This is a genomic window from Variovorax sp. NFACC27 (assembly GCF_048301545.1).
Classification (GTDB): Bacteria; Pseudomonadota; Gammaproteobacteria; order Burkholderiales; family Burkholderiaceae_C; genus Variovorax; species Variovorax gossypii.
The window spans coordinates 3,188,956-3,202,920 of record NZ_CP157613.1 but is presented as its reverse complement, the minus strand read 5'-3'; the positions used below and the strand labels follow the sequence as shown (position 1 = coordinate 3,202,920).

Annotated in this window: 16 protein-coding genes and 1 tRNA gene; 3 read left to right on the top strand and 14 right to left on the bottom strand. The window is 65.4% G+C overall.

What is annotated here, in order from left to right; translation table 11 throughout:
* Positions 1-8: 8 nt before the first annotated feature.
* The 4 genes from ABL840_RS15035 to ABL840_RS15020 all read right to left on the bottom strand — a co-directional run bounded on the left by ABL840_RS15035 (position 9) and on the right by ABL840_RS15020 (position 2,502).
* Positions 9-722: a phage holin family protein gene (locus ABL840_RS15035; RefSeq protein WP_093201650.1), complete on the bottom strand. Its 714-nt coding sequence runs from the start codon at positions 720-722 to the stop codon at positions 9-11.
* A 57-nt stretch (positions 723-779) separates the two neighbouring features.
* Positions 780-1,076, bottom strand: a complete 297-nt coding sequence (locus tag ABL840_RS15030) for a glycine zipper domain-containing protein (protein WP_093201653.1) — start codon at positions 1,074-1,076, stop codon at positions 780-782.
* Between the two features lie 152 nt (positions 1,077-1,228).
* On the bottom strand, positions 1,229-2,332 hold the full coding sequence (locus ABL840_RS15025) for an NAD(P)/FAD-dependent oxidoreductase (RefSeq protein WP_093304915.1): 1,104 nt from the start codon (positions 2,330-2,332) through the stop codon (positions 1,229-1,231).
* 47 nt (positions 2,333-2,379) lie between these two features.
* A complete protein-coding gene (locus ABL840_RS15020) occupies positions 2,380-2,502 on the bottom strand; it encodes a stereocilin (RefSeq protein WP_093201658.1) in 123 nt (40 codons plus the stop codon).
* Positions 2,503-2,720: 218 nt separating this feature from the next.
* On the opposite strand from ABL840_RS15020, the gene ABL840_RS15015 reads away from it, so the two are divergent.
* Together ABL840_RS15015 and ABL840_RS15010 are read left to right on the top strand one after the other, a co-directional pair.
* Positions 2,721-3,323, top strand: a complete 603-nt coding sequence (locus ABL840_RS15015; protein WP_093304916.1) for an N-acetylmuramoyl-L-alanine amidase — start codon at positions 2,721-2,723, stop codon at positions 3,321-3,323.
* Positions 3,314-3,697: a hypothetical protein gene (locus ABL840_RS15010; protein ID WP_093304918.1), complete on the top strand. Its 384-nt coding sequence runs from the start codon at positions 3,314-3,316 to the stop codon at positions 3,695-3,697. The genes ABL840_RS15015 and ABL840_RS15010 overlap by 10 nt, the downstream gene beginning before the upstream one ends.
* A 90-nt stretch (positions 3,698-3,787) precedes the next feature.
* Here ABL840_RS15010 and ABL840_RS15005 read toward each other — a convergent pair.
* The 10 genes from ABL840_RS15005 to uvrB form a co-directional block, all read right to left on the bottom strand.
* A tRNA-Val gene (locus ABL840_RS15005) sits at positions 3,788-3,862 on the bottom strand.
* Positions 3,863-3,937: 75 nt separating this feature from the next.
* Entirely contained in the window at positions 3,938-4,645 is a 708-nt protein-coding gene (gene dnaQ, locus ABL840_RS15000; protein ID WP_093304920.1) for a DNA polymerase III subunit epsilon, read from the bottom strand.
* An 85-nt stretch (positions 4,646-4,730) separates the two neighbouring features.
* The gene (fdx, locus tag ABL840_RS14995) at positions 4,731-5,069 is read right to left on the bottom strand and encodes an ISC system 2Fe-2S type ferredoxin (protein WP_093304921.1); all 339 of its coding nucleotides are present in this window, start codon (positions 5,067-5,069) and stop codon (positions 4,731-4,733) included.
* Positions 5,070-5,078: 9 nt separating this feature from the next.
* On the bottom strand, positions 5,079-6,941 hold the full coding sequence (gene hscA / locus ABL840_RS14990) for a Fe-S protein assembly chaperone HscA (RefSeq protein ID WP_093304923.1): 1,863 nt from the start codon (positions 6,939-6,941) through the stop codon (positions 5,079-5,081).
* Between the two features lie 4 nt (positions 6,942-6,945).
* Positions 6,946-7,464, bottom strand: coding sequence for a Fe-S protein assembly co-chaperone HscB (gene hscB / locus ABL840_RS14985; protein WP_093304925.1), 519 nt, complete (start codon positions 7,462-7,464; stop codon positions 6,946-6,948).
* Positions 7,465-7,532: 68 nt separating this feature from the next.
* Positions 7,533-7,856 carry an iron-sulfur cluster assembly protein IscA gene (iscA, locus tag ABL840_RS14980; protein WP_093201676.1) on the bottom strand — a complete coding sequence of 108 codons (324 nt, stop codon included), beginning with the start codon at positions 7,854-7,856 and terminating at the stop codon, positions 7,533-7,535.
* Position 7,857: 1 nt separating this feature from the next.
* Positions 7,858-8,277: a Fe-S cluster assembly scaffold IscU gene (gene iscU / locus ABL840_RS14975; protein WP_093304926.1), complete on the bottom strand. Its 420-nt coding sequence runs from the start codon at positions 8,275-8,277 to the stop codon at positions 7,858-7,860.
* A 64-nt stretch (positions 8,278-8,341) separates the two neighbouring features.
* The gene (locus tag ABL840_RS14970; RefSeq protein ID WP_093304928.1) at positions 8,342-9,562 is read right to left on the bottom strand and encodes an IscS subfamily cysteine desulfurase; all 1,221 of its coding nucleotides are present in this window, start codon (positions 9,560-9,562) and stop codon (positions 8,342-8,344) included.
* 83 nt (positions 9,563-9,645) lie between these two features.
* Complete coding sequence (gene iscR, locus ABL840_RS14965) at positions 9,646-10,182, bottom strand: Fe-S cluster assembly transcriptional regulator IscR (RefSeq protein WP_007828186.1); 537 nt, start codon at positions 10,180-10,182, stop codon at positions 9,646-9,648.
* Between the two features lie 234 nt (positions 10,183-10,416).
* On the bottom strand, positions 10,417-12,534 hold the full coding sequence (gene uvrB / locus ABL840_RS14960) for an excinuclease ABC subunit UvrB (protein WP_093304930.1): 2,118 nt from the start codon (positions 12,532-12,534) through the stop codon (positions 10,417-10,419).
* 105 nt (positions 12,535-12,639) lie between these two features.
* On the opposite strand from uvrB, the gene ABL840_RS14955 reads away from it, so the two are divergent.
* Positions 12,640-13,836: an amino acid aminotransferase gene (locus ABL840_RS14955; RefSeq protein ID WP_093201686.1), complete on the top strand. Its 1,197-nt coding sequence runs from the start codon at positions 12,640-12,642 to the stop codon at positions 13,834-13,836.
* The last annotated feature ends 129 nt before the right edge of the window (positions 13,837-13,965 follow it).

Below are 13,965 nucleotides of genomic sequence, written 5' to 3'. Positions count from 1 at the left end.
TCTTTCTTTCAGCGCATGCGCCAGAGCACTGGCGCAATGACTGCGGCCCAGCGCAGCAGCCGCTTCGGCCGGATCACGACCACGGCGGCAGCCGCGACGACGCCCGTTGCGACGGGATGCGCACGCGCGATGCGCAATGCAGCGGCGGCCGCCGATTCGTTGGGCGGGGGCGCATCGTCGTCAGCGGGCCGGGTCTCGCGCCCGCCCTGCATCGTCGCGATGCGCAGGCGCTGGAGCTCCATGCGCGCCAGCAGTTCTTCGCGAGTGACCGGCCTGCGAACGCGGCGCGGCGCCTCTTCCTCGTCGTCCGCCGGGTCCTTGCCCAGTCCGAAGCGCTCCTGGGCCCAGGCCCAGTCGCGCTCGAATTCCTGGCGCGCAGGCAGGAAGCCGTTGGACGCGTTGCGCAGGGTCAGCAGCAAACCGATGGCCGCAGCCAGCCAGAGCGCGATCCAGACGCCCGCCACCGACCATGCGGCAGTGATGCGGTACGGCGTGTCCCAGTAGTTCACCACCACCGCCACCGACAGCAGGGCCACCGTGACCGTGGTCAGCCCCAGCACGGCCAGCGCGAGGAAAAGCATCAGCTTGAGGCGCTGCTTCTCGTCCTCCCAGGCCATGCGCAGCAGTTGCACCCGGTCTTCGGCGGCCAGTGCGCCTTCGGCCGCGGCGATGCGCAGCCGGCGGATCCGGGCATTCAGTCCGAACAGGGACAACAGCCTCATGGGCCGGCTCCCGTCATGTCCGGGCGAAAGATGCTGCTGCTGCGATGCGTGTTCAGGTCAGCGGCGGCCAAGCAGCAGGCCCACCAGCACGCCGACGGCCAGTGCGGCACCGGCGATCTGCCATGGTTCGTCGTGGGCGTAGGCGTTGGCGGAGGTGGCCGCCTCGCGGGCTTTCTTGGCGGCGAGCTTGCTCTTCTCGGCCGCGAGTTCGCGTGCGATGGCCAGCTTGGTGTCGATGCGCTGGCGCAGCGCCTTGATGTGGGGAACCGAATCCAGGTCCTTGCTTGCCAGCACGCCGCGCACGTCGCTTGCAATGTCTTCGGCTGCTGCTTCAAGATTTTTGGATGCACTCATTGGAAACTTTCCTCCGTGATGACACCGGCACCGCGCCGGCGGCTTCGCGCCGCAAATGGCGTCCTGTCATGTTACAGGCACAAAAGACCCTCGGGCGCGACAGATGTGCAGCTTTTGGCACGCAATACGCTCCATCGCCCGCATGAAGCTCATCAGCCGCCGGCCAGCAGGGCTGCCACATGGCGCCCTATGGCCAGGCTGCTAGTGAGCCCCGGCGACTCGATGCCGAAGAGATTGACCAGCCCCGGCACGCCGTGCGACGCGGGTCCGTCGATCATGAAGTCGGCCGCGGGCTCGCCCGGGCCGGAAATCTTGGGCCGCATGCCCGCATAGCCCGGAATGAGCGCATCGTCGGGCAGCGCGGGCCAGTACTTGCGCACCTCGGCATAGAAGCCGTCGCCGCGCGCGGGGTCGACCACCAGGTCGTCGGGCGAGGACACCCACTGCACATCGGGCCCGAACTTGGCCTGCCCGCCAAGGTCGATCGTGAGATGCACGCCCAGTCCGCCCGGCTCGGGCACGGGATAGACGAGGCGCCCGAAGGGTGCACGTCCCGACAGGGTGAAGTAATTTCCCTTGGCGAAATATTCCTTCGGCACCGCAGATGGTGGCAGCCCCTCGAAGCGCCGGGCCAGCGCCGGAGCCCCGAGGCCGGCCGCGTTGACCACGGTGCGGCAGCGCAACGCAGTGCCGTCTTCAGCCATCAACACGATGGCTTCGCCACCGCATTCGGCGTGCGAGATGGGCGATTTCAGCGCCAGCATGCCGCCCGTGTTCTCGAGGTCGCCGAGCAGGCTCAGCATGAGCGCATGACTGTCGACGATGCCGGTGCTCGGCGAATGCAGGGCCGCGACGCAATGCAGCTGCGGCTCCATCGCGACTGCCTGCTGCCCTGTGAGCAGCACCAGGTCGTCGACGCCGTTCGCGGCAGCCTTCGTCCGGATGACCTCGAGCTGCCCTGCCTGCTCGGGCGATGTCGCCACGATCAGCTTGCCGCAGCGCTGGTGCGGCACGCCGCGCTCGGCCGCATAGGCGTACAGCAGTTCCTTGCCTTCGACGCAGAGCTTCGCCTTGAGCGAGCCCTGCGGATAGTAGATGCCGGCATGAATGACCTCGCTGTTGCGCGAACTCGTTCCCGTGCCGATGGCACCTTCGGACTCGAGCACCAGCACCTCCCGGCCCGCGAGCGCCAAGGCGCGCGCCACTGCCAGCCCCACCACACCACCGCCGATGACGGCGCAATCGATTTCATCCATCGCGCGAGCTTAGCGCGGCTCGCGCGCGGATCGTGGGTTTCACCCCGTCACTGCACGGACGGCGGCGGCTCGGGATCGGTGGGCTCGTCGGGCGCCGTCTCGGCCCCTTCGTCGGGCTCGACAGGCAGGTCCGGTGCGACGGGCGGGGGAACATCGGGATGAGTGGCCATGGCAGCACTCCTTTCCCTTTGGTTCTAGATCACCGCGGCAGGAAAGTCGACAGCCCGCGGCTGCACCTGTCGTCAGTGCGTGCCGACACGGACAGCTTACTCATTCGATGCGGACGAGCCGCCTTACTACTTACTGCGACTTGGGGAGCGAGAACGGATGTGTTGTACTGCCCTGCGCTGCCGACGCCCGGCAGGTGCCACATTCTTCAGGGAGAGAAATGTCCACCATCGATGCAAACGGGATGCTGATCGATCCCAAGGTGATCCTCAGGCGCTCATCGGGAATCGAACACGGCGCCCTTCCCAGCGTGCTCGCCATCGTCGTCCACCAGACCGACTCGTCCACCGCCGAATCCAGCCTCAACGGCTATCAGGTAGGAGGCAACGGCGCCCACTTCCTGATCGACAAGAACGGCCAGATCTACCAGACCGCGAGCGTCTTCGCGCGCTGCTATCACGTCGGCAAGCTGATCAAGTCGAAGTGCCTGACCATCAACAAGAGCAGCTGCGACACGGGGGCAATGGCCAAGATGCTGGCGATGTCGTGGGTCAACCAGATCAATGCCATCGACGCCCACGAACGCGCGAAGCCCTACCCCGACCGGTATCCGGTGAACAGCGACTCGATCGGCATCGAGCTGGTCGGCATGCACATCGACGACAAGACCTACGAAGCGGTGACTGCCGCGCAGAACAGCTCGCTCCAGTGGCTGATCGAGGAGCTGTACGTACAGTTCAACCTCAAGGCGGAAGACGTCTACAAGCACCCGACGGTTTCGTACAAGAACCCCGGCGAAGCGAGCTCGGCGATATGGAAGTGAGACTTCGCGCGATATGCCTCGCGGTCGGGGTCATGCTGGTCGCAGCCTGCGCGACGACGCGCGATACCGCATTCACCGACGTCTACGTCGCCGACTTCCATTCCGACTCGCCGGCCACCTGCCGCAGTTCCGACGTGCCGCGCAATCATGGACAGGCGCGCGAGTTCTTCTCGAAGGCGCGCGAGGTCGACTACAAGACGCTGCACGACAACTACGAGCTGGCGCCCTGCTATGCCGAGGGCACGCTGATCCGCCAGGGCAAGTCGTGCGACTGGCAGATCCGCGCGGGTGCGACGGGGTCGGTGCAATGCGGCGGGCAGAAGCTGTACTTCGCATGCGACAACTGCGGCGACCTGCTCGGCACGACAAAGTAAGCGACGAAGTAAGCGACGAAGTAAGCGACGAAGACAATCCCGGCGCAGAAAACAAAAAAGCGACCTGGAAATCCAGGTCGCTTTTTGATTTGGTGGGCGGTGGAGGCTTCGAACCTCCGACCCCAGCAGTGTGAATGCTGTGCTCTACCCCTGAGCTAACCGCCCTAAGCAGCGCGTTTGACTGCGTTGCTTTGAATTGCGTATCGCGTTCTGCGAAGCCTCAGATTATGCCATAGCTTTTCAGCCGTTTTCACGAAAGAGTGTGCGACCGCCACTAGATTTGTCGAGTTGGACCAACACGGCCTCGTGCGCGGTCAGCTCATGCTCGGCCGCCATGATCACCGGCAGCTCGAACTGGCTCAGGTCGACAGACACCACGGCAGTGCCCTGCACGGGCTCGGCAGCGGCCACGTCGATGAGCAGCGCGTCCTGCCCGCGGGTGAGGTTGATGTAGACGTCGGCCAGCAGTTGCGCGTCGAGCTTGGCGCCGTGGAAGGTGCGGTTCGAGCGATCGACGCCGAAACGGTCGCACAGCGCGTCGAGCGAATTGCGCTTGCCCGGGTACACCTGCTTGGCCATGGCCAGCGTGTCGGTCACTTCGCTGACGAAGGTGCGCAGCGGCGGCAGGCCGGCACGCTCGAACTCCTTGTTGAGAAAGCCGACGTCGAAGGCCGCGTTGTGAATGATCAACTCTGCATCGCGCAGGTACTCGACGATGTCGTTGGCCAGCGTGCCGAACTTCGGCTTGTCGCGCAGGAAGTCGGTCGTCAGGCCGTGAACCTTGAGCGCGTCCTCATGGCTCTCGCGCTCGGGGTTGAAGTAGATGTGCAGGTCGTTGCCGGTGAGCTTGCGGTTGAACAGCTCCACGCAGCCGAGCTCGATGACGCGGTCGCCGTTCTCGGCAGAGAGGCCGGTGGTTTCGGTGTCGAGGACGATCTGACGGCTCATGTACGCCCCCAGTCTCGGCACTTCGTGTCCTCGCCGCCCCCCGAGGGGGTGCGAGCTTGCTTGGGACGGCCCGGCGCTGCGCTCATCAGTGGTTTTCCTTGGCGTGGTTGATCGAGTACTTCGGAATCTCGACGGTCACATTCTCCTGCGCCAGGATCGCCTGGCAACTCAGGCGCGACTGCGGCTCCAGCCCCCAGGCGCGGTCGAGCAGGTCTTCCTCGCCCTCCTCCGCCTCGTTCAGCGAATTGAAGCCCTCGCGCACGATCACGTGGCAGGTGGTGCAGGCGCAGCTCATCTCGCAGGCGTGCTCGATGTCGATGTGGTTGTCGAGAAGCGCCTCGCAGATCGAGGTGCCGGCGGGCGCGGTGATTTCTGCGCCCTCGGGGCAGTACTCGGGATGCGGGTAGATCTTGATCGTGGGCATGTCGTCGTTCTAGAGAGATTCGACCTTGCGCCCAGCAAGCGCGCGCGCGATGCCCGCGTTCATGCGCTGTGCAGCGAAGGCTTCTGTGTCGTCGGCCAGCTTCTTGGTGGCGGCCTCGATGGCCGCGGCCTCGGTGCCGCCCTTTGCGGCTTCGCGCAGCTGCGCCATCGATGCATCGATGACGGCGCGCTCTTCGTCGTTCAGCAGGTCGCCGTCTGCATCGAGCGCGCTCTGCGTGGCGAGCAGCATGCGGTCGGCATCGACGCGTGCCTCGACCAGCGCGCGGGCCTGCATGTCTTGCTGCGCCGTGGAGAAGCTCTCCTGCAGCATGGTCGCGATCTGGTCGTCCGACAGGCCGTACGAAGGCTTGACCGCCACGCTGGCCTCGACGCCGCTGCCCTGCTCCTTCGCGCTCACGCTCAGCAGGCCGTCGGCGTCGACCGTGAAGGTCACGCGAATGCGCGCCGCGCCGGCCGCCATCGGCGGAATGCCGCGCAGCGTGAAGCGCGCGAGGCTGCGGCAGTCGGACACGAGGTCGCGCTCGCCCTGCACCACGTGCAGCGCCAGCGCGGTCTGGCCGTCCTGGTAGGTCGTGAAGTCCTGCGCCATCGCGGTCGGGATGGTCTGGTTGCGCGGCACGATGCGCTCGACCAGGCCGCCCATCGTCTCGATGCCGAGCGACAGCGGAATCACGTCGAGCAGCAGCAGCTCGCCAGCACCGTTGTTGCCGGCAAGCTGGTTCGCCTGGATGGCAGCGCCCAGCGCCACGACTTCGTCGGGATTCAGGTTGACCAGCGGATCGCGGCCGAAGAACTCGGCCACCGCGCGGCGAACCTGCGGCATGCGGGTGGAGCCGCCCACCAGCACGATGCCCTGCAGCTCTTCCGCCTTGAGCTTCGCGTCGCGCAGCGCCTTGCGCACGGCGGCGATGGTGCGGTCGGTGAGCGGCTTGGTCGCAGCGTCGAACTGCTCGCGGGTCAGGTCGAGCGAGACAGTCTTGCCTGCGACCTCGGCCTTGAAGACGACCGAACCGGAATCGGTCAAGGCTTCCTTGGCTGCGCGCGCGGCCACCAGCAGCGCGGCCTTGTCGGCATCGCTGCCGGCTTGCGCGCCCGTTTGCGCGAGCACGAAATCGGCCAGCGCGTGGTCGTAGTCGTCGCCGCCGAGGGCCGAGTCGCCGCCGGTGGCGATCACCTCGAACACGCCCTGCGTCAGCCGCAGGATGGAGATGTCGAAGGTGCCACCACCCAGGTCGTAGACCGCGTAGACACCTTCGCTCGCGTTGTCCAGGCCGTACGCGATGGCGGCGGCCGTGGGCTCGCTGATCAGGCGCAGCACGTTGAGGCCGGCGAGTTGCGCGGCGTCCTTGGTCGCCTGGCGCTGGCCTTCGTCGAAATACGCGGGCACGGTGATGACGGCGCCGTAAAGCTCGTCGTCGAAGGTGTCCTCGGCACGGAAGCGCAGCGTGGCCAGGATCTCGGCGCTGATCTCGACCGGCGATTTCTCGCCCGCTAGCGTCTGCACCTTGACCATGCCGCCGTCGCTGCTGCCGATGCGGTACGACATGGATTCGCGATTGGCGATGTCGGCCAGGCCACGGCCCATGAGCCGCTTCACCGAGGTGATGGTGTTGGCCGGGTCCTGCGCGCGCGCGGCCAGGGCGTCGAATCCGATCTGGCGGCGGTCGCCTTCGAGGTAGCGCACGGCCGAAGGCAGCAGCAGGCGGCCGTTTTCGTCGGGCAGGCATTCGGCCACGCCATTGCGCACCGAGGCCACCAGCGAATGCGTGGTGCCGAGGTCGATGCCAACGGCAATGCGGCGCTGATGCGGATCGGGCGCCTGGCCGGGTTCGGAAATCTGGAGAAGAGCCATGCCGTTATTGTCCCAACTGATCGAATTTGGCTTCGACGTCCTGCGCGAAGCGCTCAATGAACATGAGGGCTCTCACCTGCGTGGCCGCGGCGGGGTAATCGCCCTTCTCGTCGATCAGCCAGTCGAGCGACGACAGCGCGCGGGCACGGCCGGCCTCGACCTCAGCGTGGAGCTTTTCCAGCGAAGCGATGTCCGCCACGTCGTCGAGCGACTCGCGCCACTCCATCTGCTGCATCAGGAAGTCCGGAGGCATCGCCGTGTTGTTCTCGGCGTCCAGCGGTGCACCGTTCAGCTCGCAGATGTAGCTGGCGCGACGGATCGGGTCCTTGAGCCGCTGGTAGGCCTCGTTGATGCGCACCGACCACTGCATGGCCACGCGCTGCGCCGCAGCACCCTGGGCGGCAAAACGGTCCGGGTGGGCTTCGCGCTGCAGCTCCTTCCAGCGCGCGTCGAGCGCGGCACGGTCCTGCGCGAAGGTCGCCGGGACGGCGAACAGTTGAAAGTCGGTGTCGTTCAGGTTCATGGCAAGAAAAAACCGCCAGCACATGACGTGTTGGCGGCCGTGGTCGCAGTCAGCGACGGCGCATCAGCTCAGATGCGGAAGCTTTCCCCGCAGCCGCAACGGTCGCGCTCGTTGGGGTTGTTGAACTTGAAGCCCTCGTTCAGGCCTTCGCGCACGAAGTCGAGCTGCGTGCCGTCGATGTAGGCGAGGCTCTTCGGATCGACCAGCACCTTCACGCCGTGGTCTTCGAACACCACGTCTTCCGGCGTCAGTTCGTCCACGTATTCGAGCTTGTAGGCCAGGCCCGAGCAACCCGTGGTCTTCACGCCCAGCCGCACGCCCACCCCCTTGCCCCTCTTGCCGAGGTAGCGGGTGACATGTCGGGCAGCGGCTTCGGTCAGCGTGACGGCCATGTCAGTGGACAGCTTCGGCGGCAGCGGATTCGGTCTTGACGCCGTGCTTGGCCCTGTAGTCGTTCACGGCTGCCTTGATGGCGTCTTCGGCCAGGATGGAGCAGTGGATCTTCACCGGCGGCAGCGCCAGTTCTTCAGCGATCTGCGCGTTCTTGAGCGCCGCGGCTTCGTCGAGCGTCTTGCCCTTGACCCACTCGGTCACGAGCGACGACGAGGCGATGGCCGAGCCGCAGCCGTAGGTCTTGAAGCGTGCGTCTTCGATCACGCCGGTTTCGGGATTGACCTTGATCTGCAGCTTCATCACGTCGCCGCAGGCCGGTGCGCCAACCATGCCGGTGCCGACGGAGTCGTCGCCCTTTTCGAAGGAGCCGACGTTGCGCGGGTTTTCGTAGTGGTCGATGACCTTGGAAGAATATGCCATGGTGTACCTCTCAAACTTTGTTCAATCGTGGTGCCTGGTGCGGGCCTGAGCTGACCTGTCTTGCTCAGTGGGCCGACCACTGGATCGTGCTGATGTCGACGCCGTCCTGGAACATCTCCCACAGGGGACTCAGCTCGCGCAGCTTGGCAACGTTGTGCTTGATGGTCGAAATGGCGTAGTCGATTTCTTCTTCGGTCGTGAAGCGGCCGATGGTCATGCGCAGGCTGCTGTGGGCCAACTCGTCGCTGCGGCCCAGGGCTCGCAGCACGTAGCTGGGCTCGAGGCTGGCCGAGGTGCAGGCCGAACCCGACGACACCGCCAGGCCCTTGATGCCCATGATCAGCGACTCGCCTTCGACGTAGTTGAAGCTCATGTTCAGGTTGTGCGGCACGCGGTGCTCGAGGTCGCCGTTGATGAACACCTGATCGATGTCCTTCAGGCCGTCGAGCAGGCGCTGCTGCAGGCGGCGCGCGTGGGCGATGTCGTTGTGCATCTCGAGCTTGGCGATGCGGTAGGCCTCGCCCATGCCGACGATCTGGTGCGTGGGCAGCGTGCCCGAACGCATGCCGCGCTCATGGCCACCGCCGTGCATCTGCGCCTCGAGGCGCACGCGCGGCTTGCGGCGCACGAACAGCGCGCCGATGCCCTTGGGGCCGTAGGTCTTGTGCGAAGCCAGGCTCATCAGGTCGATGGGCAGCGTCGTGATGTCGATGTCGATCTTGCCGGTGGCCTGGGCCGAGTCGACGTGGAAGACGATGCCCTTCTCGCGGCAGATGTTGCCGATCGAGACCACGTCCTGGATCACGCCGATCTCGTTGTTCACGAAGAGCACGCTGACCAGGATGGTGTCGGGGCGGATCGCCGCCTTGAACTTTTCCAAGTCGACGAGGCCGTTTTCCTCGACGTCGAGGTAGGTGACCTCGAAGCCCTGGCGCTCCAGTTCGCGCATGGTGTCGAGCACAGCCTTGTGCTCGGTCTTCAGGGTGATGAGGTGCTTGCCCTTGCCCTTGTAGAAATTGGCCGCGCCCTTGAGCGCGAGGTTGATCGATTCCGTCGCGCCCGAAGTCCAGACGATTTCGCGCGGGTCGGCATTGATCAGCTCGGCCACCTGGCCGCGCGCTTTCTCGACCGCCTCTTCAGCCTCCCAGCCCCATGCGTGGCTGCGCGACGCCGGGTTGCCGAAGTGTTCGCGCAACCAGGGAATCATGGCGTCGACCACGCGCGGGTCGACCGGCGTCGTTGCGCCGTAATCGAGATAGATCGGGAAATGAGGAGTTACGTCCATGGCTGGCTCGTGCTGGCGTGGGGGTTGTTCTTTGATCTGGGCTGCTCAGGGAGGCGCCCGAAGGCGCCGCCGGGACTCTGTACTCAGGACTTGGCGAAAGCGTTCCCGAGCGCGAACACCGAGTTCGGCGCATTCACGCGAATCGGCTTGACCACCGGCTGCGCGGAGATCGCGCGCTTGACGACCGGCTTGTTCTCGATCTGCACGCCCTTGGCGATCTGGTCGTCGACCAGTTTCTGCAGCGTGACGGAGTCGAGGAACTCGACCATGCGCTGGTTCAGCGAGGCCCAGAGTTCGTGGGTCATGCAACGGCCGGCTTCGCCGAGGCAGTTTTCCTTGCCGCCGCACTGGGTGGCGTCGATGGGCTCATCGACGGAAACGATGATGTCGGCCACGGTGATGTCCGCTGCCTTGCGGCCGAGGCTGTAGCCGCCGCCGGGGCCGCGGGTCGACTCGACCAGCTCGTGACGGCGCAGCTTGCCGAACAGCTGTTCGAGATACGACAGCGAGATCTGCTGCCGCTGGCTGATCGCAGCCAGCGTGACCGGACCGGTGTTCTGACGCAACGCCAGATCGATCATTGCTGTGACCGCAAAACGGCCTTTGGTAGTGAGACGCATCGCAAGCTCCTTCAAGTGCTTACCGTTGAAATGACACCGTGGCCTGGGGCCGCGGTGACTTCGTCTCCGCCCTGCCCGACCCTTGACGCTGGTGAACCAGTCGGTAGGAGTCGGTCCTTCATCGCGAAGTTCTTCTCGTTGTTGTTGAGTATTTCGCTCAAGTATAACAGAAGGCCCTGAGGTCTGCTCGGGTAAACCCCAGCGCGGCGCAGCAAGGAGATGCGAACGTCCGACTTACTGCGCCAGGCCGGCGATGTTGTCGCCGCCGGACGCCCCGAAAGCCTGCTCCCGCAGCAGCGCCAGCTGGTCGCGAACCCGGGCCGCCTTCTCGAATTCGAGGTTGCGGGCGTGCTCCAGCATCTGCTTCTCGAGCCTCTTGATCTCCCGGGCGATGTCCTTCTCGCTCATGTCCTCGACCTTGGCGCGCTCCAGGTCGAGCTTGGCCGCTTCCTTGCCGCTCTTCTCGCTGTAGACACCGTCGATCAGGTCGCGCACCTGCTTGACGATGCTGCGCGGCGTGATGCCGTTGGCCTCGTTGTAGGCGATCTGCCGGGCGCGGCGGCGCTCGGTCTCGCCGATGGCCTTCTTCATGGACTCCGTCATCCTGTCGGCGTACAGGATGGCCTTGCCGTTCAGGTTCCGCGCGGCACGGCCGATGGTCTGGATCAGCGAGCGCTCCGCTCGCAGGAAGCCTTCCTTGTCGGCGTCGAGGATCGCCACCAGCGACACCTCGGGAATGTCCAGCCCTTCGCGCAGCAGGTTGATACCCACCAGCACGTCGAAGGTGCCCAGGCGCAGGTCGCGCAGGATCTCCACCCGCTCCACCGTATCGACGTCGCTGTGCAGGTAGCGCACCTTCACGCCGTTGTCGCCCAGGTAGTCGGTCAGCTGTTCGGCCATGCGCTTGGTCAGCGTGGTGATCAGCACGCGCTCGTTCTTCTCGACACGCGTGCGGATCTCGCCCAGCACGTCGTCCACCTGGTGCGTGGCGGGACGCACCTCGACTTCGGGGTCGATCAGCCCGGTGGGGCGCACCAGCTGCTCGACCACGTTGCCGGCATGGTCCTTCTCGTACTGCGCAGGCGTGGCCGACACGAAGATGCACTGGCGCACCCGCGCCTCGAACTCCTCCAGCTTGAGGGGCCGGTTGTCCAGCGCACTCGGCAGGCGAAAGCCGTACTCGACCAGCGTGACCTTGCGCGCCCGGTCGCCGTTGTACATGCCGCCGAGCTGGCCGACCATCTGGTGGCTCTCGTCGAGGAACATCAGTGCGTCCTTCGGCAGGTAGTCGGTCAGCGTGGGCGGCGGGTCGCCCGGGGCGGCGCCCGAGAGATGACGGGTGTAGTTCTCGATGCCCTTGCAGTGGCCGATTTCCGACAGCATCTCGAGGTCGAAGCGCGTGCGCTGCTCCAGCCGCTGCGCCTCCACCAGCTTGCCGGCCCCGACCAGCTCCTTGAGCCGATCCGCCAGCTCGACCTTGATGGTTTCCACGGCCGCCAGCACCTTGTCGCGCGGCGTGACGTAGTGGCTCGACGGGTACACCGTGAAGCGCGGCACCTTCTGCCGGATGCGCCCCGTCAGCGGGTCGAAGAGCTGCAGCGACTCGATCTCGTCGTCGAACAGCTCGAAGCGGATCGCCAGCTCGCTGTGCTCGGCCGGAAACACGTCGATGGTGTCGCCGCGCACCCGGAACGTGCCGCGCGCGAAGTCCTGTTCGTTGCGCGTGTACTGCATGCGGATCAGCTGCGAGATCAGGTCCCGCTGGCCGACCTTATCGCCGACGCGGGCAATCAGCCGCATCTCCATGTAGTCCTCGGGCGTGCCGATGCCGTAGATGGCGCTCACCGTGGCCACGATGACCGTGTCACGCCGCTCCAGCACGCTCTTGGTGGCCGAAAGGCGCATCTGCTCGATGTGCTCGTTGATCGACGAGTCCTTCTCGATGAACAGGTCGCGCTGCGGCACGTAGGCCTCGGGCTGGTAGTAGTCGTAGTAGCTGACGAAGTACTCGACGGCGTTCTTGGGAAAGAACTCGCGGAATTCGCTGTACAGCTGCGCCGCCAGTGTCTTGTTGGGCGCGAACACGATGGCCGGGCGACCCAGCCGGGCGATCACGTTGGCCATGGTGAAGGTCTTGCCCGAGCCCGTCACGCCCAGCAGGGTCTGGAACGACTCGCCGTCCATCACGCCCTCGACCAGGCCCTCGATGGCCGTAGGCTGGTCTCCGGCCGGCGGATAGGGCTGGTAGAGCTCGAACGGGGAGTCGGGAAACCTGACGAATTCGCCCTGCTTCACCGGCCCGATGGGGTCGAGTTTCTTCAGGTCTGCTATGGCTTCGTTGTTCTCTGGCATGGCTGTTCCCGACAGGTGGCGCTCGCGCCGGTAAAATTCAAGGCAACCGGAAAGCATAAAGCCTCCTCCGGTTGCAGCGAAGCTTTCATCCCAAAGGACCTTTCCATGTCTATGTTCACCGCGGTCGAAATGGCACCGCGCGACCCGATCCTCGGCCTCAACGAACAATTTGCAGCCGACACCAACCCCAACAAGGTCAATCTCGGCGTCGGCGTCTATTACGACGACAACGGCAAGCTGCCCCTGCTGCAGTGCGTGCAGGCCGCCGAGCAGAACATGATGAAAGCGCCCACCGCGCGCGGCTATCTGCCCATCGACGGCATCGCCGCCTACGACAACGCCGTCAAGGCGCTGGTCTTCGGCGCCGACGGCGAACCCGTCACCTCGGGTCGCGTCGCCACCATCCAGGCCATCGGCGGCACCGGCGGCCTGAAGGTCGGCGCCGACTTCCTGAAGAAGCTCAACCCCAACGCCAAGGTGCTGATCAGCGACCCAAGCTGGGAAAACCACCGCGCGCTCTTCACCAACGCCGGCTTCGAAGTCGAAAGCTACCCCTACTACGACGCCGCCAAGCGCGGCATCAACTTCGATGGCATGCTGGCCGCGCTCAACGCAGCCCCGGCCGGCACCATCGTCGTGCTGCACGCCTGCTGCCACAACCCGACCGGCTACGACATCACCCCGGCCCAGTGGGACCAGGTGGTCGCCACCGTCAAGGCCAAGGGCCTGGTGCCCTTCCTCGACATGGCCTACCAGGGCTTCGGCTACGGCCTGAAGGAAGACGGCGCCGCCGTCGCCAAGTTCGTCGAAGCCGGCCTGACCTTCTTCGTCTCGACTTCGTTCTCCAAGAGCTTCAGCCTGTACGGCGAACGCGTCGGCGCCCTGTCGGTGCTGTGCGAGAACAAGGAAGAAGCCGGCCGCGTGCTGTCGCAGCTCAAGATCGCCATCCGCACCAACTACAGCAACCCGCCCACGCACGGCGGCGCCGTGGTGGCCGCAGTGCTCGGCAACCCCGAGCTGCGCGCCCTGTGGGAAAAGGAACTCGGCGAGATGCGCGTGCGCATCAAGGCCATGCGCCAGGCGCTGGTCGACGGCCTCAAGGCCGCGGGCGTGAAGGAAGACATGAGCTTCATCACCACCCAGATCGGCATGTTCAGCTACTCGGGCCTCACCAAGGACCAGATGGTTCGCCTGCGCAATGAATTCGGCGTGTACGGCACCGACACCGGCCGCATGTGCGTGGCCGCGCTCAACAGCAAGAACATCGGGCACGTCTGCGCCTCGATCGCCAAAGTCATCTAGGTGACAGCAAAGTGTGAGGGAATCCGCCCCGAGCGACGATTCCTTCACACTCCCTCTCAGAAGGGCCCTGGCGGCGGACCGATGTAGGGGTTAGGCCTCCTGCAACGCAGCGGATGCGCTGATATATTG